The organism is Mycobacterium sp. TY815 (genome assembly GCF_030755135.1).
Classification (GTDB): Bacteria; Actinomycetota; Actinomycetes; order Mycobacteriales; family Mycobacteriaceae; genus Mycobacterium.
Genome location: NZ_JAUFRX010000002.1, coordinates 599,133 through 622,032, shown reverse-complemented (window position 1 = coordinate 622,032; position 22,900 = coordinate 599,133). Strand labels below are relative to the sequence as shown.

The 22,900-nt window shown below is 68.9% G+C and carries 16 protein-coding genes; 9 read left to right on the top strand and 7 right to left on the bottom strand.

Translation table 11 applies throughout. The features are described 5' to 3' along the window. Nucleotides 1-21: 21 nt before the first annotated feature. Both QXK92_RS22460 and QXK92_RS22455 read left to right on the top strand, forming a co-directional pair. Nucleotides 22-732: a siderophore-interacting protein gene (locus tag QXK92_RS22460; protein WP_306245345.1), complete on the top strand. Its 711-nt coding sequence runs from the start codon at nt 22-24 to the stop codon at nt 730-732. Between the two features lie 301 nt (nt 733-1,033). Continuing rightward, entirely contained in the window at nt 1,034-5,794 is a 4,761-nt protein-coding gene (locus tag QXK92_RS22455) for a PE family protein (RefSeq protein ID WP_306245343.1), read from the top strand. Nucleotides 5,795-5,863: 69 nt separating this feature from the next. Here the strand turns inward: QXK92_RS22455 and QXK92_RS22450 are convergent, their stop codons facing one another. The 3 genes from QXK92_RS22450 to QXK92_RS22440 form a co-directional block, all read right to left on the bottom strand. Continuing rightward, complete coding sequence (locus tag QXK92_RS22450; protein ID WP_306245341.1) at nt 5,864-6,454, bottom strand: TetR/AcrR family transcriptional regulator; 591 nt, start codon at nt 6,452-6,454, stop codon at nt 5,864-5,866. Beyond that, on the bottom strand, nt 6,454-7,695 hold the full coding sequence (locus QXK92_RS22445; RefSeq protein ID WP_306245339.1) for a cytochrome P450: 1,242 nt from the start codon (nt 7,693-7,695) through the stop codon (nt 6,454-6,456). The genes QXK92_RS22450 and QXK92_RS22445 overlap by 1 nt, the downstream gene beginning before the upstream one ends. A gap of 114 nt (nt 7,696-7,809) precedes the next feature. After that, nucleotides 7,810-9,129 (bottom strand): FAD-binding oxidoreductase, encoded by a 1,320-nt coding sequence (locus QXK92_RS22440; RefSeq protein ID WP_371934308.1) that lies wholly within the window; start codon nt 9,127-9,129, stop codon nt 7,810-7,812. Between the two features lie 143 nt (nt 9,130-9,272). Here QXK92_RS22440 and QXK92_RS22435 point away from each other — a divergent pair, with 143 nt between their 5' ends. Further along, nucleotides 9,273-9,857, top strand: coding sequence for an SHOCT domain-containing protein (locus tag QXK92_RS22435; RefSeq protein ID WP_306245335.1), 585 nt, complete (start codon nt 9,273-9,275; stop codon nt 9,855-9,857). On the opposite strand, the gene QXK92_RS22430 is transcribed toward QXK92_RS22435, so the two are convergent. After that, nucleotides 9,854-11,101: an MFS transporter gene (locus tag QXK92_RS22430; RefSeq protein ID WP_306245333.1), complete on the bottom strand. Its 1,248-nt coding sequence runs from the start codon at nt 11,099-11,101 to the stop codon at nt 9,854-9,856. The two genes, QXK92_RS22435 and QXK92_RS22430, sit on opposite strands and share 4 nt — an antisense overlap. A 60-nt stretch (nt 11,102-11,161) precedes the next feature. Between QXK92_RS22430 and QXK92_RS22425 the strand changes: the two genes are divergently transcribed. Genes QXK92_RS22425 through QXK92_RS22415 form a run of 3 tightly spaced genes read left to right on the top strand, consistent with a single transcriptional unit; the run spans nt 11,162 to nt 14,175 of the window. Beyond that, nucleotides 11,162-11,983, top strand: coding sequence for a uracil-DNA glycosylase (locus QXK92_RS22425; protein WP_306245330.1), 822 nt, complete (start codon nt 11,162-11,164; stop codon nt 11,981-11,983). Between the two features lie 2 nt (nt 11,984-11,985). Continuing rightward, nucleotides 11,986-13,104, top strand: coding sequence for an FAD-binding protein (locus tag QXK92_RS22420; RefSeq protein WP_306246414.1), 1,119 nt, complete (start codon nt 11,986-11,988; stop codon nt 13,102-13,104). A 39-nt stretch (nt 13,105-13,143) separates the two neighbouring features. Continuing rightward, nucleotides 13,144-14,175 carry an LLM class flavin-dependent oxidoreductase gene (locus QXK92_RS22415; protein WP_306246412.1) on the top strand — a complete coding sequence of 344 codons (1,032 nt, stop codon included), beginning with the start codon at nt 13,144-13,146 and terminating at the stop codon, nt 14,173-14,175. Between the two features lie 17 nt (nt 14,176-14,192). Here the strand turns inward: QXK92_RS22415 and QXK92_RS22410 are convergent, their stop codons facing one another. Both QXK92_RS22410 and QXK92_RS22405 read right to left on the bottom strand, forming a co-directional pair. Continuing rightward, a complete protein-coding gene (locus QXK92_RS22410; RefSeq protein ID WP_306246410.1) occupies nt 14,193-18,161 on the bottom strand; it encodes a diguanylate cyclase domain-containing protein in 3,969 nt (1,322 codons plus the stop codon). Between the two features lie 150 nt (nt 18,162-18,311). Then, complete coding sequence (locus tag QXK92_RS22405; protein WP_306245327.1) at nt 18,312-18,740, bottom strand: HIT family protein; 429 nt, start codon at nt 18,738-18,740, stop codon at nt 18,312-18,314. A gap of 157 nt (nt 18,741-18,897) precedes the next feature. On the opposite strand from QXK92_RS22405, the gene QXK92_RS22400 reads away from it, so the two are divergent. After that, a complete protein-coding gene (locus tag QXK92_RS22400) occupies nt 18,898-20,286 on the top strand; it encodes an amidase (RefSeq protein WP_306245326.1) in 1,389 nt (462 codons plus the stop codon). Here the strand turns inward: QXK92_RS22400 and QXK92_RS22395 are convergent. Continuing rightward, on the bottom strand, nt 20,281-20,781 hold the full coding sequence (locus QXK92_RS22395; RefSeq protein ID WP_306245325.1) for a DNA-deoxyinosine glycosylase: 501 nt from the start codon (nt 20,779-20,781) through the stop codon (nt 20,281-20,283). The two genes, QXK92_RS22400 and QXK92_RS22395, sit on opposite strands and share 6 nt — an antisense overlap. A 33-nt stretch (nt 20,782-20,814) precedes the next feature. On the opposite strand from QXK92_RS22395, the gene QXK92_RS22390 reads away from it, so the two are divergent. Then, nucleotides 20,815-21,942 (top strand): adenylate/guanylate cyclase domain-containing protein, encoded by a 1,128-nt coding sequence (locus tag QXK92_RS22390; RefSeq protein ID WP_371934290.1) that lies wholly within the window; start codon nt 20,815-20,817, stop codon nt 21,940-21,942. 384 nt (nt 21,943-22,326) lie between these two features. After that, nucleotides 22,327-22,887, top strand: a complete 561-nt coding sequence (locus QXK92_RS22385) for a hypothetical protein (RefSeq protein ID WP_306245321.1) — start codon at nt 22,327-22,329, stop codon at nt 22,885-22,887. Nucleotides 22,888-22,900: the final 13 nt, after the last annotated feature.

Here is a 22,900-nt window from a genome sequence, read left to right as displayed (position 1 = left end):
GGTGACGAAGGGTCAGGACAGTTGAGCGAACACAAGACGTCTCGAGGCTTTGCCGGGGCGGTGCTGAAGCTGCTGCGAGCGGGGGACTATCGGCTCACTGTGACTGGTCGGGAAGCAATCAGCGACCACTACCACCGATTGAGCTTCGAGGGGGGCGGGTTGCTCGCCGCCCACGAGGTGCACCCGACGATGTGGATTCGGTTGTGGTTCGCCGACGGCGACAAATCGCACCAGCGCGGCTACACGCTGGTCAATCCGAACCCGGACGCCGACACCTTCGACATCGAGTTCGCGTTGCACGACGGCATCGCATCCCACTGGGCACGGGCCGCCCAGCCCGGCGACACCATCGAGGCGACGGTGATGGGCAGTAAGTTCGCCGTCCCCGAGCCGCGCCCGGCCGGGTACATCATCGTCGGCGACTGCGCCTCACTGCCCGCGATCAACTCGCTGCTCGCGGCGATCGGCGATGCTCCCGCACAAGTGTTCCTGGAGGCCGGCTGCGACGACGACAAGCGCCTGCCGGTGGCGCGCGAGGCCGATGTCACCTGGGTGGACCGCAATGGCGGGGCGCTGCTGGAGGCGGTGCGGTCGGCGGCGTGCGACGGGGGTGAGCATTTCGGGTGGGTGGCCTGCGACAGCAGAACCACGCGCTCGGTCGTCAAGGTGCTGCGGGAGGACTTCGGGATTCCGCGGAAATCCATCAAGTCACAGGCCTACTGGGTGGCCTGACCGGCAAGAGCAGCAGTTGATGCGCCTGCCCAACCGTTGTTCTGCGTTTTGGCGGGGAATGCGGCTGTCTGACTCCAAACTGCGGTCTGCGGGACCGGACATGCACTAGTAGCAGCTGATTGGCGGGACATAGGTCGGGAAGTGCCGTAATTCCCGAACAAAAGACCTTTAAGAGTCCAATAACGCGCCAGATTGTCCCATTTCAAGCGCTACCGCATGCCCTTGGTAATACTCTGTCCCGTTGAAAAGTGGGACGACGGCTACAAGTCGTCCGACGTCATCCGAAGGTGTGGGAGCGCAGATGTCCTTCCTCATTGCTTCGCCTGACGCGTTGTTCGCGGCGTCGTCGAATCTAGCCAGTATCGGGTCGGCAGTGCAGTCGGCGAACGCGACGGCAGCGGGGTCTACCACGCAGGTGGCAGCCGCGGCCGCCGACGAAGTGTCTGCGGCGATCGCGGCGTTGTTCGGAACGCACGGTCAGGAGTTCCAAGCGCTCGGTGCCCGGGCAGCATTGTTTCATCAACAGTTCGTGCAGGCACTGAGCTCTGCCGGCCTCGCCTACACGGCGGCGGAGGCAGCAGCCGCCTCGCCGCTGCAGACGCTGGAGCAGGACATTCTGGCGGTGGTCAACGCGCCTAGCCAGCTCCTGACCGGACGCCCGCTGATCGGCGACGGCGTCAACGGAACCGCGGGCACCGGTCAGAAGGGCGGCGATGGCGGCTGGCTCTGGGGCAACGGGGGCGCAGGCGGGTCCGGCGTGGCCGGCACGGCGGCGAGCACCACCGGCGGCACGGGTGGGGCCGGGGGGTCGGCCGGCCTGATCGGCCGCGGTGGGGCCGGCGGGGTCGGCGGAGCAGGATGGGCCGGCGCGGGTGGCGCAAATGGCGGGACCGGCGGAACTGGCGGCGCAGGAGGCGCCGGCGGATGGCTCTACGGCAGCGGTGGAGCCGGCGGTGCAGGCGGGGCCGGCGGGGCAGGCAGCGTAGGCGTCACCCCCGGCCTAGGGCTGCATGGCGGCGACGGCGGCGGTGGCGGGACCGGCGGCCTTGGCGGCGCCGGGGGAGCCGGACGGGCGTTGTTCGCGGCCGGGGGAGCGGGCGGAGCCGGCGGCGTTGGCGGGTCCGGTGGCACGGGCGGCACCGGTGGCGACGGCGTATCCGGCACGTTTGCCGGCGGCGGCGACGGCATTGGCGGTAACGCCGGTAACGGCGGTAACGGTGGCGCCGCGGGCAATGGTGGGACCGGCGGCGGTGGTGGCACCGGCGGCTGGTTCGGCTCCCTGGGGGCCAACGGTGGCGGCGGAAACGGCGGCACGGGCGGCAGCGCCGGAGTCGGCGGAACTGGCGGTATTGGCGCGACCGGCGACTTCAGCTCTGCCCTCAGTCTTGGTACCGGCGGCCTCGGCGGCAACGGCGGTAACGCCGGCGTCGCCCATGCGACGGGCGGCCTCGGCGGCGCTGCAGGCACAGGTGGCGCGGCCGGCACCGGGACCGCCGGCATGGTTGGCGGCGGTGGTTCTGCCGCCACCAGCGGTGGTGACGGCGGTCGGGGCGGCACGGGCGCCAACGGTGATTTCGCCTCTCCGGTCAGCAGCGGCAACGGCGGCAACGGCGGTAGCGGGGGCAGCGGGGGAGCCCTCGGCAACGGCGGCCAGGGTGGGAACGGCGGTGACGGCGCGGGCGGCTCCTTCGCCTCGCTCGTCAGCAACGGCGACGGTGGCCGTGGAGGTACCGGTGGCGACGGGGGGTCGGGTGTCGTCCGCGGCAGCGGCGGTCTGGGTGGTGCGGGCGGCGGCGGGGCCGTCAGTGGTACCGGCGCGACCGCGGGCGCAGGAGGCACCGGCGGCAGCGGCGGTGAGGGCACCGCCTCCGCATCCGGTCACGGCGGCGGTGGCGGTGGCGGTGGCGGTGGCGCCCGGGTTGAAAGCATCAACGGTGGTGTCGCCAGCGGTACCGCCACCGGCGGTCAGGGCGGCGCCGGTGGCGCAGGAACGACCACCGCGTCCGGCGGTCACGGCGGCACCGGTGGTGCTGCGAGCGTCATCGCCGACGGAGCAGGCAGCACGGTCAGTAATAGCGCCGCCAAGGGTGGGAGCGGTGCCGCCGGCGACGTCGGCGGTGGTGTCGGCGGTGCAGGAGGTGCCGGCACCCTCAACGCGAGTGGCGGTGGCACCGTCGTCGACGCCATCGCCACCGGCGGTGACGGCGGAGCGGGCAGCACCGGCGGTATCGGCGGCGCCGGGGGTGAAGGCAAGGTTTCCGCGACGGCCGCTGCGAGTACGGCCAGCGGCACAGGCACCGGCGGTGAGGGTGGTGCGGGCAGCAACGGGGGAACCGGCGGGGCCGGTGCGCAGGGCGGGGTCTTCGCCCAGCGTGCGGGTAGCACGGCCACGGGCACCGGTATCGGTGGTGCTGGTGGGTCGGCCGACGGTGTCGGCAGCATCGGCGGCAACGGTAGCGGCGGCTGGATCCAGACCGGTTTCTACGCCGGGGGCGCGAACAGCACTGCCAGCGGTCAGGCCCTCGGTGGGGCCGGTGGCGGTGCGACCACCGGCGGCCGTGGTGGTCTGGGCGGTCAGTCCGTTGTCTTGGCGACCGGAGACAACTCGGTGGCCGGTGGCTACACCTACGGCGGCACCGGCGGCGCGGGCTCCAACGGCGGCACCGGCGGCGCGGGCTCACTGGGACAGGTAGTGGCCATGGGCACCGGAACCCAAGCCAGCGGCACTGCTACCGGGGGTGGCGGCGGCGCCGGCACGGGCGCCGGCATCACGGGCGGCAATGGTGGTCGCGGCATCGTGAGTGCGGGACAGTCCTCGGGTGCTGGTGCGAACGGCGTCGCCGAGGGCACCGCGACCGGCGGCACCGGCGGGATCGGCGAGAACGGCGTCAATGGTGGAAATGCGGGTTCGGGCACCATCTCGGTGAAGGGGGCGGGGGACTCCATAACCGGCGGCGTCGTGACCGGTGGTGACGGCATCACAGGAATCAACGGCAACGGTGCGCAGCTCTACACCAGCGGAGGCGCGATTACCGACAGCTCGGCCATCGCCGGCGGCAACACCGCAGCCGCCGTCGGAGGCGGCGCGAACATCAGCGTGACCGGCGGTTCGGGCAGCGCCGTCAGCGGCACCCACGTCACCGGCGGTGACGCCGGTTCTGGCAGGGCCGGTGGTACCGCCTCGGTGACGGACAGCGGCGGGGCAACTGTCTCGAACACCACCGTGACCGGCGGAACCGGCTCAGACAGCGGTGTCGGTGGGAATGCCGCCGTGACCGCTACCGGCACCGGCAGTTCCATCAGCGCCAGCAGCGCAGTTGGCGGTAACGCCGGTGCCGGCGACATCAACGGTGGGATCGGTGGCGCCGGTGGTAACGGGACTCTTAATGCCAGCGGCGGGGGCACCGTCACTGGCGCCAATGCGCACGGGGGCGAGGGCGGCGCGGGTAGCGACGGGGGTATCGGTGGTGCCGGGGGCGAGGGCAAGGTTTCCGCGACGGCCTCCGGCAGCACGGCTACCGGCACCGGCACCGGTGGTGACGGTGGTGCGGGTACAAACGGCGGTACCGGCGGGGCCGGTTCGCAGGGCGGGGTCTTTGCCCAGCGCACGGGTAGCGAGGCCATGGGCACCGGTATCGGTGGTGCCGGTGGGGCGGCCGACGGTGCCGGCAGCATCGGCGGCAACGGTAGCGGTGGCTGGATCCAGACGGGTTACTACGCCGGCGGCGCCAACAGCACTGCCAGCGGCAAGGCCCTCGGTGGGGCCGGTGGCAGTGCGACCACCGGCGGCCGCGGTGGTCTGGGCGGCCAGGCCGTCGTGCTGGCAACCGGAGACAACTCGGTGTCCAGCGGCTACACCTACGGTGGCACCGGCGGCGCGGGCAGCAACGGCGGAACCGGTGGTGCCGGGTCCCTCGGGCAGGTGGTCACGCTGGGTGCCGGATCTCATGCCAGCGGTACTGGTAGCGGCGGCGACGGAGGCAGCGGCAGCGGCGCCGCCGTTACCGGCGGCCTGGGCCGCCCCGGTGTGATCAGTGCGGGAGGGGTCAACAGCATCGCCGAAGGCACCGCTGCGGGCGGCGACGGCGGAATGGGCCAGAACGGCGTCAACGGCGGCAATGCCGGATCGGGCACCATCTCGGCAAAGGGTGCCGGGGACGTCATCACCGGTAGCAGCGCGGTCGGAGGCAACGGCTTCACCGGCGGCCAGGGCAACACCAGTCAGATCGTCACCAATGGCGGTACCGTCACCGACAGCTCCGTGGCATCAGGCAGCAGCACCGCCGGCGCCGCCGGTGGTGGGGCCAGTATCAATGCCACCGGGGGCGGCGCTGTCGCCGATACGCATCTCACCGGCGGGAACGCCGGGGCCGGCAAGGCGGGCGGCGGCGCGACCGTCACCGTCGGCAACGGCGCTCAGGTATCGGGCAGCTCCGCAACCGGCGGGAACGGCTCGGACACCGGCGCCGGTGGCTCGGCGTCTCTGACGGCTACCAGCGCGGGAAGCTACATCAGCGCCAGCAGCGCCACCGGTGGTAACGGCGGGGGAGGTGCGGCCGGTGGCTCCGCCACTATCACTGCCGGCAGTGCAACCAGCATCGGCACCGTGAGCAACAGTTCTGCGACGGGCGGGGCCGGCGGCGCCGGCGGGGCCGGCGCGGGCGCGGGCGGGGTCGGCGGCGCCGGAACCGTCTCAGCAACCTCGAACAGCGGTATCACCGGTAGTAGCGCGACGGGCGGTACCGGGGGCAACGGCGGCAGCAATGGCACCGGTGGAGCGCTCGGCGGACCTGGTGGTACGGGCGGTGTCGGCCTTGTCAGTGTCAATGACGGCAGCACCTTCACCAACCAGACCTCGATCGGTGGCGCCGGCGGCAACGGCGGCAACGGGAGCGCCCCCGGAGTCGGCGGCACCGGCAACGGCGGCAAGGGCGGTGTTGGCGGGACCGGCGGCAAGCTCAATGTCGGCGGCGGTGCCGGCGGCACCGGCGGCACCGGCGGCAACGGCGGAGTTACCGGGACTCCCGGAACCACCGGGTCCGCCGGCGCCAACAACCCGTGACCTCACCCGCCGGCGCTCGAGCGATACCTCATACAACCTGAACCTCTGCGGGAATGGAGCCGGGAGGCCTCAACGACGAGCCGAAACCGGGGCCACCACCGGGACCACGAACTCCTCGATCATCGCCCGCTCGTCGTCCTCGTCGCGGCCGGGGAACATCAGCATCGAGATGATCACCCGCACCGCCCACCGGGCGCGCCGCTCGACGTCCGCGGCGTCGACGGGGCCTGGCGAGTGCCCCAGCGAGTTGAGGAATCCGGAGGCCAGGGCGGTGATCACCTGCGACTGTCCAGCCAGCTCTCCGCCGATCGGTAACCGGGTGGACCCGAACCAGGCTGCCAGCGAAGGGTTTTCGCGAACCATGCGCAGGGTGGCGGCAATGCTGGCGACCAGCTTCTCCCGCGGGTCGTCGATACGCTCGATCGAGGCGAGGATCTCCCGGCCGAGCCGATGTGTCTCGCGGTGCACGTAGGCGGTGCGCAACGACTCCCGGCTGTCGAAGTACCGGTACAGGGTGGCGCGGGAACAGCCTGCGGCCCTGGCGATTTCGTTCATGCCGACCGAAGCTGGGTCGTGTTCGGTGAACAGTTGCTCGGCGGCGTCCAGAATTCGGTCCGCCGCGACTTCGGTGCGTCGTTCGCCCAGCCAATCACCTGCCATCAGGCGCGGACCCGGATCGGAACCGACAGCGGGCGCCGCACGTAGTGACCACCGGACCAGACGATGTTGGCCGCGTCCACCTCGAAATCCGGGCATCGGCTGAGCAATTCGCCCAGGGCGATCCGTGATTGCATTCGCGCCGCCGCCGACCCCAGGCAGTGGTGCGCGCCGTGGCTGAAGGTCAGAATGTTGCGCGGCCGGCGCGTGACGTCGAGTTCGGCGGCGTTCTCGCCATACTGGCGCTCGTCGCGATTGGCCGAACCGTACAGCAGCAGCACGCGGCGCCCGGCCGGGATGGTGGTGCCCTCGATCGTGACATCGCGCGTGACGGTGCGCGCCAGGCCCTGCACCGGCGAGGTGAGCCGCAGAAGTTCTTCGACGGCGTCGGGGATCAGGTCGGGCCGGTCGACCAGCAGCTGACGCTGGTCGGGCCGCTCGTGCAGCAAAGGCATTGAGCCGCCGAGCATTCCGGTGACGGTGTCGTTGCCTCCGGTGACCATGGTGAAGGTGAATCCCAGGATCGACAGGATGCCGGCGATGTCGCCGTCCGCACCGACTCCGGCGGCGACCAGATGCGAAATCGTGTCATCCTCGGGCTCGGTCCGCCGTCGCTCGATCAGCGCGGTGAAGTAGGCCATCATCGTCCCCACCGCGTCGCCGACGGTTTCCAGCGCGCCCACGATCCCGCCTTCGGCGGTGTTGGCCGCGACTATGGCCTGGGTCCATCCGTCGAACTGGGCCCAATCCTGTTCCGGCACACCGAGATAATGCGCGACCACCATGGATGGCAACGGCTTGAACAGCTCGGCGACGATATCGCCCGCACCCCGCGCCCGGATCTTCTCGATGCGCTCGACGACAAACTCGCGCACCGTGGGTTCGACGGCCTCGACCTGTCGCGGGGTGAAACCCCGCGACACCAGCTTGCGGAACTGGGTGTGCACCGGCGGATCCTGCATCACCATCGGCGGGTTGTCGCGCAGCCCGATCATGTCCAGGTCGCCGTAGTTGATCGTCAGGCCTTCGGCCGAGGAGAACGTCCCATGGTCACGGGCGGCCGCCCACACGTCGGCATGCCGGGACAGCACGTAGTAGTCGTGGTCGGGATGCCCCGCCGGCACGACGTGGTGCACCGGGTCGCGGTCGCGCAGCGCCCGGTACATCGGCCACGGGTTGGACCAGCTTTCGGCGGTGGCCAACTGGAACGTCGCCGGGGCCTCGTGAGACATAACCGCAGTCATGTCTTATTGGTACGACACACCGTCAACCGTGTCAACCGCCGACAGTGAATCTGACGACGCGACACGCGGTGGATCCGTCGCAGGATTCACAGTGGGCGCACCGCAGCACACGCGCTAGATGCCCGACCCGGGGTTGAGGATGCCGTCGGGGTCCAGGGCAGCCTTGATACGGCGGTTCAGGTCCATGACGTCGGGCCCCAGGTAGTCGGCCAGCCACGGCCGCTTCAATCGGCCGACCCCGTGTTCGCCGGTGATGGTGCCACCCAGCCCGACGGCGAGGTCCATGATCTCGCCGTAGGCCAGCTGGGCGCGTTCGGCCATGGCCGCGTCGGCCGGGTCGAACACCAGCAGCGGGTGGGTGTTCCCGTCCCCGGCATGGGCGATCACCGAGATCATCAGGTCCCGCTGGTCGGCGATCCGGGCGATGCCGGTCACCAGCGCGCCCAGGGCAGGCAACGGCACCCCGACGTCTTCGAGCAGCAGCGATCCCTTGGCCTCCACCGCTGGTATGCAGAACCGCCGCGCAGCCACGAACGCCTCACCCTCGTCCGGGTCATCGGTCGAAAACACCTCTGTTGCACCGTTTTCGGCGAACACCGCGGCCATCACCTCGGCATCCTCGGTGCCGGCCCGGCCACGTTCATCCGAGCCGGCGACCAGCATGGCCGCCGCCGAACGGTCCAGGTCCATCCGCAAGGTGTCCTCGACGGCGTTGATCGCCACTTGGTCCATGAACTCCAGCATCGACGGCCGCAGTCGCGCGCTGACCCCCAGCACCGCGTCCACCGCCGTCTCGACCGAGGCGAAGCTGGCCACCACGATGCTCGACGCGTTCTGTGCGGGCAGCAGCCGCAGCGTCACCTCCGTGACGATGCCCAACGTGCCTTCGCTGCCGACGAACAGTTTCGTCAGCGACAGTCCCGCAACGTCTTTGAGGCGCGGACCGCCCAGCCGGACGGCCCTGCCGTCGGCCAGCACCACCTGCATGCCCAGCACGTAATCGGTGGTCACGCCGTACTTGACGCAGCACAGACCACCGGCGTTGGTGGCGATGTTGCCGCCGATGCTGCAGATCTCGTAGGACGACGGATCCGGCGGATACCACAATCCGTACGAGGCGGCGGCCTGCTTCACCTCGGCGTTGAACAGCCCCGGCTGGCACACCGCGGTGCGGGTCACCGGGTCGATGGCGATGTCACGCATCTTCTCCGTCGACAGCACGATGCCGTTGTCCACCGCCGTCGCACCGCCGGACAGGCCACTGCCCGCTCCGCGGGTCACCACGGGCACCTTGTGCGCGGCCGCCCACCGGACCACGGTCTGTACCTCTTCGGTGTGGCGCGGGCGGACCACGGCCAGCGGTTTGCCCGCCGAGGGGTCCAGGGCGCGGTCCTGCCGGTAACCCTCGGTGACAGCGGGATCGGTGACCACCATTCCCTCGGGAAGTTCGGCGATCAGCGCCTCCAGCAAACCGGTATTCACCGGATCGATCCTACGGTCGCCGGAACCGGCGGAGCGCGGCAGCTCACAGGCGTAAATTTGAGCGGTGCTGCAGTGCTAGGGATGGGTGCTTCGATTTGTTCGGACAACGCAAGCTCGACAAAGTCGGTGTGCGCGCGTTCGCGGACGTCCTGCAGGCCGAGCAGTCGGTCGTCTCGGTCACCGTCGGCAACCCCAACCTGGTGAGCAACACCCAAGTGCGCTGGACACTGCGGCTGCGGGTCACACCCGAGCAGGACCTGTCCTTCGAAGCGACCCTGAAAACGCAGCTGCCACAATCGATGTGGCCGCGGCCGGGCACCCGGGTGGCGGTGCGCTACGACCCGAAGGACCACAACCGCATCGAGCTGAATCACCAGCCGGTTGCCGAGACGGCGATCGACGCCATCACCGCCAACCGCCCCGACCTTGGCGGCGCCTCGGTCATGGGTATGCCGATGGGCGACGTCATCCGGCAGGCCATGGCCGATCCCGGGGGCTTACGCGCCGAAATGATGCGCCGCGCGGCCGAAATGCAGGAGCAGGCGATGCAGGCCATGCACGTGCCGTCCCCCGAACCCGACGTTCTCGACCGACTCGAAAGGTTGGCGGCGCTCAAGGACCGCGGGGTGCTCACCGATAACGAATTCGAGCAGCAGAAGCGCCGGATTCTCGGGACTTAGACCGACCGTGCTTGGACGGAGGTGGGCACCTGGTCCAGCTCTCGCAACGACGGCAGCCGCACGCAGAACATGCCGGTCACCAGGATCGGCAGCGCCAGCGCGAGAAACGCCACCTGCAGCCCCGCGGCATCGGTCAACGGGCCGGCCAACAACAGCCCCAACGGCCCTGCGGCGTAGGCCAGCGACGTCATCACCCCGACGGCGCGGCCGCGCAGATGCGCCGGTGCGCGGGTCTGGATCGTGTAGGCGTAGATCGGCTGAATCGGCCCGTACACCAGACCTACCAGGCCGACCAGCACCAGGATCACCGGCAGCGGTGGCAACAGCGCGATGAACGCGGCCGCTACCCCGAGCGTCAGTACTGCGGTCAACATGATGGCCCGGCGTGACAACCGCTTCACCAGCCCCACATAGCCCAGCGCACCGATCAGACCGCCCAGCGACAGCGCCATCAGCACCGAGCCCAGCTGACCCGGTTGGTGGCGGTCACTGAAGTACTTGGGAAACAGCACGCTCTCCATCGGCAGATACAGCGCCGTGACGGTGAGGTCGATCAACGCCAGCGTGCGCAGCACCCGCAGACTCCAGACGAACCGCAGCCCCTCGGAGATCCCCGACAGCAGCCCGTCTGGCCGGCTGGTGTGTACCGGCTTGCCCGCGCCGTCCAGGCGCAGCAGCGCGATCGCGACGATCGACAGCGCGAAGGCCCCCGCGGTGATCCACATCGTGTTGACGCCGCCCACCGTGGCGATCATCAGCCCGCCGATGCCCGGACCGACCATGAAGGCGAGATTCAGGATCGCCTCGTAGACGCTGTTCACCCGGTCCAGCGACCAGCCCGCCCGGGCGGCCGCCTCCGGCAGCATCGACTGGCGAGCGGTGATCCCGGCCGGGTCGAATGCCGCCGCGCACGCACCCAGCGCCGCCAGCACCGCCACGTTGACCGCCTGCGCGCCGTAGGCCCACGCGATCACCGGAACGGCGGCCACCGCGGCCCCCGACAGGGTGTCGGCCACCATCGACACCCGTCGCCGTCCGAAATAGTCGACCGCGGTGCCCGCCAGCAGCGTGGAGAACAACAGCGGCAGCGTTGTCGCGCCGGCCACGATCGACGCCTGACCCGCGCTGCCCTCGCGCTGCAGCACCAGCCAAGGAAATGCGACGATCGAGATGCCATCACCCGCACACGCCATCAAGGTGGCGAACAGAAGCAGAAACGCCGGGCCGCGGCTTTTATCGGTCATGGGATATCGCGGCTGAATCTAATGCCAATGGCGTAGCAGAAACCACCGAATTTCTCCGGCGTGCAGGATGGTCGTGTGCTCATGCATCCCAATACCGGCCGAAGTTACGCGTCGCCGGTGCCACCCGGATCCGGGTGGCCGGGTGACAAGGCGACGCCGCGGACGCCCGTGGCGGCCGATGCCACCGAGGTCGCCGCGCTGGCGGGCGCGGCCGGGTCGATCGACGAACTCGACGCCGCGATCAGCGTGTGCCGGGCCTGCCCCCGGTTGGTCACCTGGCGTGAGGAGGTCGCCCAGGTCAAACGACGCGCCTTTGCCGATCAGCCGTACTGGGGGCGTCCGGTGCCGGGTTGGGGATCGGAGCGGCCGCGGGTGCTGATCGTGGGGCTGGCCCCCGCCGCGCACGGTGCCAACCGGACCGGCCGGATGTTCACCGGCGACCGCTCCGGCGACCAGCTGTACGCGGCGCTGCACCGGGCCGGGCTGGTGAATCAGCCCACCAGCGTCGACGCCGCGGACGGGTTGCGCACCAAGCACATTCGCATCGCAGCGCCGGTCCGCTGCGCACCACCGGCCAACGCTCCGACCCCCGCGGAGCGGGATACCTGCGCGCCCTGGCTGGATGCTGAGTGGCGGCTGGTGGCCCCGCATGTCCGAGTGGTGGTGGCGCTCGGCGGGTTCGCGTGGCAGATCGCGTTGCGCCTGACGGGCGGGACGCTCAAGCCCAAGTTCGGCCACGGCGTCGTCGCGCAGCTCCCGTCGGGCCTGCGGGTGTTGGGCTGCTACCACCCGAGCCAACAGAACATGTTCACGGGTAGGTTGACTCCGGCAATGCTCGACGAGGTTTTCACAGACGCGAAGAAGCTGGCAGGAATCAAGTAATGGTGGAATCGGTTCTGGTCTCCGGCGCCAGTGTGGCCGGACTCACCGCGGCGTACTGGCTGCAGCGCAACGGCTATGCGGTGACGGTGGTGGAGCGCTACCCCGGGCTGCGTCCGGGCGGTCAGGCGATCGACGTGCGCGGTCCGGCACTGGAGGTGCTCGATCGCATGGGACTGCGGGCCGCCGCCGAGGACTGCAAGACGAATATCCAGGGGTCGTCGGTGGTCGACCGGGACGGCAATGTGCTGTCCGAGGACACCAAGTCGACGCCGACGGGTGGGCCGATCAACAACCCGGACATCGAGTTGTTGCGCGACGATCTGGTCGGATTGCTCTACGACGAAACGAAATTGAAGACCGAGTTCCTGTTCGACGACACCATCGAGACTTTGGAGAACCTCGGTCCGGCCGTCAACGTCACATTCGAGACGGCCGAGCCGCGCAGCTTCGACCTGGTGATCGGGGCGGACGGTTTGCACTCCAACGTGCGCAGGCTGGTTTTCGGGCCGGAAGAGCGATTCATCAAGCGGCTCGGCACTTTTGCCGCGATCTTCACCGTGCCCAATTTCCTGGATCTGGACTACTGGCAGAAGTGGCATTACGGCGACCACAGTATGGCCGGGATCTACAGTGCGCGCCGCAACTCCGAGGCCCGGGCCATGCTCGGCTTCATGGACCCCGAACTGCGAATTGACTACCGCGACACCGAAGCTCAGTTCGCCGAACTGGAGCGGCGGATGGCCGACGACGGCTGGGTCCGTCCGCAGCTGCTGAAGCTGATGCGTGAGGCCCCGGATTTCTACTTCGACGAGATGTCGCAGATCGTGATGGACCACTGGTCCATCGGCCGGGTTGCTCTGGTGGGTGATGCCGCGCACTGCGCCTCGCCGCTGTCCGGCCAGGGCACCAGTTTGGCGTTGCTGGGTGCGACGGTGCTGGCGGGTGAACTCAAATTGGCCCGCATCGATCACGGGCTCGGATTCGCCAACTATTTCAAGCGCTTTCATCCCTACACGCAGCGCACCCAGTTCCTGGCCAGCGACAACATTCCCGGCGGCGCCCCCATCACCCAGGAACAGTTCGACCTCATCGTCAACTCGTTCACGCTGCTGAACTACTAGCCCGGGAACATCTCCCGGCGAAGACGCGTTGTGCCGACCGTGCGTCTTTCCGTCCTTGACCTGGTCCCGGTACGCAGTGACCAGTCCACCAGCGACGCTCTTGCCGCCACGGTATCCCTGGCGCAGACCGCCGACCGGCTGGGCTTCACGCGATACTGGGTCGCCGAGCACCACAACATGCCCTCGGTGGGCGCCACCAGCCCGCCCGTCCTTCTCGCCTACCTGGCCGCGCAGACCGACCAAGTGCGCCTCGGCTCGGGCGGGGTGATGCTGCCCAACCACGCGCCGCTGGCGGTGGCCGAGCAGTTCGCCCTGCTGGAGGCCGCCGCGCCCGGTCGTATCGACCTCGGCATCGGCCGCGCCCCCGGCTCCGACCCCGTCACGTCCTACGCCCTGCGCGGCGGGCGTGACGATCGCGACATCGAGAATTTCCCGGAGTACCTCGACGACGTGGTGGCTTTGATGAGTCCCCGCGGCGTGCGGGTGCCGCTGCGTTCGGGGGACTACACCCTCAAGGCGACGCCGGCCGCCGCCAGTGAACCCCGGCTGTGGCTGCTCGGGTCGTCGATGTACTCGGCGCGACTGGCCGCCGCCAAGGGGCTGCCGTACGTATTCGCCCATCACTTCTCCGGGCAGGGTACCGAAGAGGCACTGGACTACTACCGCAAGCATTTCCGGCCCGGCGATCTCGCCTCCGAGCCGGTCACCTTCCTGACGGTGAACGCTGTGGTGGCCGAAACATCGCAGGAGGCAAGGGAATTGATGTTGCCCAACCTGCAGATGATGGCCCGGTTGCGTACCGGGCAGCCGTTGGGTCCGGTGCAGCTCGTCGAAGAGGCGCACCAGGCAACGCTCACGCCACAACAGCAGCACATCGTGGACAGCGGGATGAGGCGGGCCGTCGTCGGCTCACCCGCCGAGGCAGCCGATCAGGTGCGTGCCCTGGCCGAGCGGTTCGACGTCGACGAGGTGATGGTGCACCCGGTGGCATCGGCTCGCCGCGGCACCGATCCGACCACAGCGCCGGGCCGGGTGGCCACGCTGGAACTGCTGGCCAAAGAGCTGTTTTAGACGGTGGCCGCGCGGCACTAGTCCTTGACCACGGCCTGCTCGGGTGCCACGTCCGGTGCGTGTTCGGCGATCCATTGCAACAGGTCGCCGGCCGGCATCGGAGGGCTGTGCACAAAGCCCTGGGTGATGGTGCAGCCGTACTGCCGCAGGGCCCGTAACGTCGCCTCGTCTTCGACGCCCTCGGCCACCAGGTCCGCGCCGAGGCTTTCGGCCAGCGCCACTGTCGAGCGCACGATGGCCACCGAGCGTGGATCCTGGGCCAGGCGCGCCACGAAGACCCGGTCGAGCTTGAGCTCATCGACCGACACGTCCTGCAGGCGGGCCAGCGACGACCATCCGGTGCCGTAGTCGTCAAGCGAGATCCGGACGCCCAGGCGCTGCAGCGCGGCCACGGTGTTGCGCGACCGCGCGGAGTCGACGAGCGTGCTTTCGGTGATCTCGATGATGAGCTCGTCGGCCGGCAGTCGATGGGTCTGCAGCAGCTGCTCGATGGTGCCGACGAGGTCGAGGTCCAACAGGTTGGTCGTCGACAGGTTGACGGCCACGGTCAGCGCCACGCCCTGTTCGCGCCAGCTCCGGGTCTGCTCGAGGGCCAGGTTGACGGTGCGGTTGGCCACCTTGCGCATCAACCCGGCGCGCTCGGCGGCCGGCAAAAATTCCTCCGGCAACAGCAAACCGCGTTGGGGATGGTGCCAGCGCAGCAGCGCCTCCACACTGTGCACGCTGCCGTCGCCCGCATTGATCTTGGGCTGGTAGTGGCAGGTCAACTGCTCGTTGCCGTCGGCCAGCGCAGCGCGTAACTCCTCGACGATATTGGGATCGTTGTCGCGATACAGCTCGTACGCCGCGTCGTACACCGCGATCCTGCTCTTGGCGGACCTCGCGTGCGGAAGAACCATCTCGGCGCGGTTGAGCAATTCTTGCGGATGGTCACAGTGATCGGGAAACAGGGCGATGGCGATCCGGGCATCGACCTGCACGGTCATCGGATCCAGCGTGAACGGTTCGTTCAACGTCTCCAGGAGCCGACCCGCCTGAGCACGTGCGGCGATCAGGTCGGCGCCCTCGGCGAGCAGGATCGCGAACTCGTCGTCACCCGCACGGGCGAGCAGGTCCTCGCGTCGCACGTTCTGGCTCAGGCGATTCGCGACCTGGCTCAGCAGGTCGTCGCTGAAGCGGTGCCCGACGCTGTCGGCGATTTCGTCGAACTCGTGCAGCTGCAACAGCAGGAGCGCTCGGCGAGCCGGGCCCCTGGTGCCCAGCGCGGGCCCGATGGCCGGTGGCGGCGTGAGGGGCACGGCGGTCAGCGTGGTCGCCAGCGAGCGCCGGTTCGGCAGAGTGGTCAGCTGATCGGTCATGGCCTGCTTGTGGGTTTCGGCCATGATGCTGACTTCGCGGAAAGTCACCGAGAATCGAGCCGCGACCGCGATGAGGCTCAGTGCGGCCAGCACCGGTGCGGTCCGCGACTCGTCGCTCAGGGCGGTGACCGCCAGCGCGACGATGGTGCAGGCCACCGGAGCGACGTAAGACCCGAACGAGCGTCTGGGCATCGGGGGCGTCGAACACCACGCCGTCCAGCTGGCAACCGCGATCAGCAGGAAGGACGTGGGCCAGAACGCGTCGAGCATGGTGCCCACGCGGTACGACCCGGCGGACGTCTCGAACAGGTAGGCGGTGTCGGCGGCGGCGAACAGCACGAACCCGATCACCAATAGGCCCCAACGGAATTCGTGGCGCCAGCCGAGGATCGGCAGCATTCCGGCAGCCAGCGCCACCAGTACCAGGTCCAGCCACGGATAGACCAGCCCTACCAGCACGGTGGCCGGCGCTTTGGTGGCGGCCGCGTGGATGGGCCCTGCGGTCAGGGCGGCGGCCACCGAGGCCATCACCAACCCGCACACCACGCAGTCCAGCCGCACCGGCAGCGGCACCCGCTTCAGGCGCGAGCGCATCAACAGCAGCAGGCCGGCATAGATGAATGGGTAGAAGGCGAGATAGGCCGCGTCGGCGATCGACGGTGACTGGCCGTCCGGAACCCACTTGGCGTAGACGACGTCGCCCAGCGCCGAGACCGCGGTACCGAATGCGATCAGGTTCCAGGCAACCCGATCGGCCCGCACCCGGTAGGCGCGATACGCGATCAGTGCGGCCGCAGAGAAATTCAGGATCGGATAGAAGACGTTGGCGAAGAATGGGGAGTGGTCGGCGCGCGGGTCGGGGAAGCACGACGACGCGAAAACCAGCACACCGATCGTCAACGCCGCCAAACTGATTCGGACAGCGGTCGGGGGCCATCGGAGGCTGTGCGGTAGGTCGCGAAGGTCGTCTGACGCCGACTTTGCAGTGGCGGCAAGCGGTTTGATCGCGCGTGCCAGCACCGAAGGGCTGGCGGAGTTGGTGCTTCGATAGAGACGACCGGCGTCGAACCCATGCTCCAGGCTGGTTTTCAGGGCGAGCATCGACTCGTCGTTGAGCTCTGGCAGTGCGTAGGGCAGCGGCAGGTCCGGCACGAAGCTTCGGATGCATTGCCCACCTTCGCGTTTGGCGGCATACATCGCCAGATCGGAATGGCGGAGTAGTTCGTCGACGGTGTGTTTGGATTCGGCGGCGGCCACCGTGAAGCCGATGCTGGGCCGGACCGCCAACGGAACGCCGTCGACAACGATTGCGGCATTGAAGGATTCGAGAACACGCTGGGCCGCCGCGTGGGACTCCTCAACCGGGCCTTCGATGAGTACCGCGAATTCGTCACCGCCCAGGCGCGCGACGGTGCCCTGCTCGCCCAGGGTGGTGGTGAGCCGGCCGGCGACGCGAACCAGCAGCTCGTCACCGGCGGGATGGCCGAGCGCGTCGTTGACCGACTTGAAGTTGTCCAGGTCCAGGCACATGACGGCGATCGGTGCGGAGTCCTCGCTGCGCCGGGCGACGGCCTGTTCCAGCTTGTGCAGAAAGTTGGCGCGGTTGGCCAGGCCGGTCAGGCTGTCGCGAAAAGCCTCCTCGGCCACCTCGGTCAACAGGCTCTGGTTCTCCACCAGCACCACGAACTGCCGGGCCAGCACCGCGACGACCAGGATGCCCAGGCCGACCACCAACGGCCCGTGCCGGATGAATCGCACCGCGTTGCCCAAACCGACTGCGGCGGCCAACAATAACGGCAGGTAGGGCAGCCATAACCGGGTGTGCGAATTGATATCCGGACTCGTATTCACCACCGCTGGCTCTTGGACGCTGACCAGGCCGGCGAGTGCCATCAGGCCCAACCCGGCAACACGGCTCACATCGACCACTCCACCGGTGTGATAGCTGCCGACCCCGGTCTGGAACAGCACCAGCATGTCCGCCAGCATGATCGTTGCGACGCCACTGGCGAACAGGTTCACGCTGCGCCGTCTGCCCGGACGATCCCGTGACAACAGCAGAATCGCGGTCGTCATGAGCACGACGTCGGCCGCGACATGGGCCACTGTCACCAAACGTGAACTGCTGTCGGTTCTCAGCAGCTTGTCGAGAACGAACACCCAGGAAGCCACCCACAGCGACATGGAAACAATGACGCCGTCGAGCACCAGTCGCCACAGATTGTGACCACCGGGCGGATTGGACAGCAGCAGCATCGCTGTGAACGCTCCGAGCGGATAGAGGAGCAGCACGACCTCCGCGGCGGCCGGATGGCTGGCGTGCTCGAGTTCGGGCCGCACGTCGTATACCGACCAGATGATCTCCCCGGCAGCCCAGCCGGCCAGCGCCACCACCAGTGCCACCCAGCCACCGCGGCGGCGTCCGGTCGCATGCCGCGCCGCGCGGCCGGCGCAGCCGGCGGCGAAGGCCAGGCGCAGCACCGTCACGACCTGTACGGCCGGACGGGTGGCATAGGGGCCTTGCCAGCCCCAGATCGAGGACGCGATGACCAGAGCGGCTGCCAGGCAGTAACCGCCGACGACGGACGAGGTGACTCCCAGGGTCAGCCCGGTGAACGGGCACTGCATCCCCGTCCAGCGCTTCATTCGCCGCTCCAGCTCGCACATGCATTGAGGCAGGCGAAGGACCTAGGAGCTTCACCGCACGCCCACACAGAATAAACTGCGGCGCGCTGTCTGGTCGGCACTACCGGCGCGGGTCCAACACCCGGGTTGCGGCTAGCTGCTCGCCTCGATGCGTGCCAGGGCCTCGCGCAGGATCTGCGCGGTGCCTTCGCGGTCGGGGTCCCGGCGTACCAGCACTCCCTTGGCAACCGAGAACTTGTCGCCGTTGCGTCGGGGAAGTACGTGCAGGTGAATATGGAAAACGGTCTGGAATGCAGCGCGACCGTCGTTGATGCCGATGTTGGTGGCATCGGCCAGTTCGGTCGTCTTGGCCGCCTGGGCGATGCGCTGGCCGAGGGTGATCATTCCGGCCAGGGTCTCCGGCGGGGTGTCGTCCAGGTCGACGCTGTGTTTCTTGGGAATCACCAGGGTGTGGCCTCGGGTGAAGGGCCGGATGTCGAGAATCGCCAGATAGCTGTCGTCTTCGTAGATCCGGATGGCCGGGGATTCGCCGGCGACGATCGCGCAGAATACGCAGGACATCCCGCCACGGTACTGGGCGGCACGTTGCGCCTGACCGCGCTCCCGCGCCGAGCGTGAACTGACGGCGAAAATCCAGCCCGATTTTCGCCGTGGCTTCACGTTCGGCGAGACAACCACCACCATCAGCACCTCCCGGCCCGCGAGATACGCTGCGGCAGTGGACGCTCGCGATCTCGCGTTCGCCGGAGCGGCCGAGCAGGCGCGAATGCTGGCCGACGGCGACATCGATGCCCCGGTGCTCCTCGAGCTCTATCTGGACCGTATCGAGAGGCTGGATAGCGACCTGCGCGCCTACCGGGTGGTGCGCTACGACGCTGCGCGCGAGGAAGCCGAGATCGCCCAGCAGCGCCTGGACGCCGGCGAGCGGCGCCCGCTGCTGGGCGTGCCGATAGCGATCAAGGACGACGTCGACGTCGCCGGCGAAGTGACCACCTACGGCACCGGCGCGCACGGGCCGGCCGTCACTGACGACGCCGAAGTGGTGCGCCGGCTGCGCGCGGCCGGCGCGGTCATCATCGGCAAGACCTCGGTCCCCGAGCTGATGATCATGCCCTTCACCGAGTCGCTGACCTTCGGCGCCACCCGCAACCCGTGGAACCCGCGGCGCACACCGGGCGGCAGCAGTGGCGGCAGCGCCGCTGCCGTCGCAGCGGGCCTGGCACCGCTCGCCCTGGGGTCCGACGGCGGCGGTTCGATCCGCATCCCGGCCACCTGGTGCGGCCTGTTCGGGCTGAAGCCGCAGCGTGACCGGGTCTCGCTGGAGCCGCACGACGACGCCTGGCAGGGGCTGAGTGTCAACGGCCCGATCGCGCGGTCGGTCCTGGATGCGGCGCTGCTGCTCGACGCGACCAACACGGTGCCCGGCCCCGAAGGCGAGTTTGCCGCTGCCGCCACTCGACAGCCCGGTCAGCTGCGAATTGCGTTGAGTACCAAGGTCCCGACTCCGATGCCGGTACGGGTCGGCAAAGCGCAGCTGACGGCGGTCGAGCAGGCCGGCGCCTTGCTGCGCGATCTCGGCCACGAGGTGATCGAGCGCGACCCCGTGTATCCGCCTTCGCTGTATGCGAACTACCTGCCGCGGTTCCTGCGCGGCATCAGCGACGACGCCGACGCTCAGGCCCATCCCGAGCGGCTGGAACGGCGCACCCGCGCCATCGCCCGCCTCGGTTCGTTCTTCTCCGATCGGACGATGGCCGCGTTGCGGGCCGCCGAATCGGGTCTCAGCGCCCGGATCCAGGCGATCTTCGACGACGTCGACGTCGTCATCACACCGGGCACGGCGGCCGGACCGTCGCGCATCGGCGCCTATCAGCGGCGCGGCGGCGTGTCGACGCTGCTGCTGGTTGCTCAGCGGGTTCCCTACCAGCAGATCTGGAATCTGACCGGCCAGCCCGCGGCCGTGGTGCCGTGGGATTTCGACGACGACGGGCTGCCGATGTCGGTGCAGCTGGTCGGCCGGCCCTACGACGAGGCGACGCTGCTGTCGTTGTCCGCGCAGATCGAAGCCGCCCGGCCGTGGGCTCACCGGCGACCGCCGGTGTCATGAGCCCGCCTCGATCAGCGTGGCCCAGGCGACGAGTTTGACCGCCCACGGGACGGCATGAGCCGGGCTGGTCGAGGGCAACCGGTGCAGCGTGACGGTCGCCGGGTGCTGAACCAGGCGTGCGAACAGCCGGGCTGCCGCAGCGCCGTTGAAGTACACCCGGTCAAGCCTCGGATACGCGGCGAACAACCGGTCAAAGTCGTTGGCCACCAGAGTTTTCGGATCGATCGAGGCATCTGCGCTGCCCACCCGCCGACAGCTGTGCAACACGTCCCACAGCGCCACCCCGCGGGCCTGCAACGCCGCCAGTCGATCGGAATAGGCTGCTGCGCAGTCGAACTCGAACAGTTGCGCCGCTATCGGCCAGAACGCGTTGCGCGGATTGGCGTAGTACTGGCCGTCGGCGAGCGAGCGGACACTGGGAAACGAGCCCAGGATCAGCACCCGGGCGCGGTCGTCGATCACCGGGCCAAGCCCGTCGAGCAGCGGTTCGGTCATCACCTCACATGATGACGCGGGCCACGCTCTAACGTGGACTCAGTGACCGATCAAGCGGACGACCGCGACCTCGACGACCTGCTGGGTGGGCTGGAAGGTCAAGCACGAGCCGAGCGCGCCGATCTGGTGCGCTGGCTACTCGAACAGGGCGTCACCGCCGAGGAGATCCGCACCACCAATCCACCCCTGTTGCTGGCATCCCGCCACATCATCGGCGACGACGGCACCTACGTCTCGGCGCGGGAGATCAGCGAGACCTACGGCATCGATCCCGAACTGTTGCAACGGGTTCAGCGGGCCATCGGGCTGGCGCGGGTGGACGACCCGGACGCGGTGGTGCACATGCGTGCCGACGGCGAGGCGGCGGCGTTTGCCCAGCGGTTCGTCGACTTGGGGCTCAACCCCGATCAGGTGGTGGCCGTGGTGCGCGTGCTCGCCGAGGGCCTGTCCCATGCGGCCGAGGTCATGAGGTACACCGCACTGGCGGCGATCATCCGGCCGGGTGCCACCGAAGTGGAGATCGCGCAAGGATCCAAGGCGCTGATCAACCAGATCGCGCCGCTGCTCGGCCCGATGATCCACCAGATGCTGTTCCTGCAGTTGCGGCACATGATGGAGTCCGAAGCCGTCAACGCCGGTGAACGCGCCGCCGGTAAGCCGCTGCCGGGCGCCCGGCCCGTCGCGGTCGCCTTCGCCGATCTGGTCGGGTTCACCAAGCTGGGCGAAGTGGTCTCGCCCGAGGAACTGAGTCAGCTCGCCGGCCGGCTGGCCGATCTGGCCCGGGACCTCTCGGCACCGCCGGTGCGCTTCATCAAGACGATCGGCGACGCGGTGATGTTCGTCTGCCCCAACCCGGCGCCGTTGCTCGACACCGTTCTCAAGCTGGTCGACATAGTCGACAACGACGAGGACTTCCCCCGGCTCCGCGCCGGCGTCGCAGCGGGCATGGCGGTGAGCCGCGCGGGTGACTGGTTCGGCAGCCCGGTCAACGCGGCCAGCCGGGTCACCGGGGTCGCGCGCCCGGGAACCGTGCTGGCGACCGACGCGGTGTGCGACGCCGTGGGCGACGAGGCCGGGTTCCAGTGGTCGTTCGCCGGCGCGCGCCGGCTCAAGGGGATCAAGGGCGAAACCAAACTCTTCCGGGTCCGCCGCGCCTCCTAGCCCCGCGAGCTTGGGCACCTTCCGCGAGCAGGCACAAAATCGCACGGCGCCAAGCGCTTTCGTGCGATTTTGTGTCTGCTCGCCACAGGGTTCACCGTAGGGTTCGCCACAGGGCTTGAAATGTCCGGCACATGGGCAGGCCCGGCGTGACTCGTTGGGGCGCTGTCGACTCCGACTAATGCGGGTCTTACGCGGCCGTTTTTCACCCTTCTTCCGGCGCTTGAAATTCGGTCACTTCCGGGCCTGCTTCGCTCCTAAAAATACAACTGCGAATGGCTGATGGCAACGGTTTAAGGCCGTCCGGAGCAAGTGCTCGCCCAAGCTGACCGTTCGCCCGGGGCGAAATCACCGTGCTTTCCTGTGCAACGGTGTAATCATGTAATCATGAAACTCCATCATCACCACGGGCGCCGCCAAGGGCGCCCCGGGGGCTGGCAGCAAGCCGAGCAACCCGACGCCAGCGGCGCACCCGAGTGGTTCGCCGGCCGTCTGCCCGAAGCATGGTTCGAAGGCGACCCGACGGTCATCGTCGACCGGGAAGAGATCACCGTCGTCGGCACGCTGCCGGCGGTCGCCGACGAGAGCTCCGCGCGCGCCGAAGGACGCGTCTCGCGGTTCCGCGAAGACACCCGGCCGGAGCGGATGGCCATCGCCGAAGAAGCGCAGGAACGCTACGGACGCAAGGTTTCCTGGGGCGTCGAGGTGAATGGCGAACGGATCCTGTTCACCCACATCGCAGTACCGGTCATGACGCGTCTCAAGCAACCCGAACGCCAGGTGCTCGACACGCTGGTGGACGCGGGTGTCGCGCGATCGCGCGCCGACGCGCTGGCCTGGTCGGTCAAGCTGGTCGGCGAGCACACCGAGGAGTGGCTGGCCAAGCTGCGCGAGGCCATGTCGGCGGTCGACGACCTCCGCGCACAGGGGCCTGACCTGCCCGGCTAGCCCGGTCGGGTGG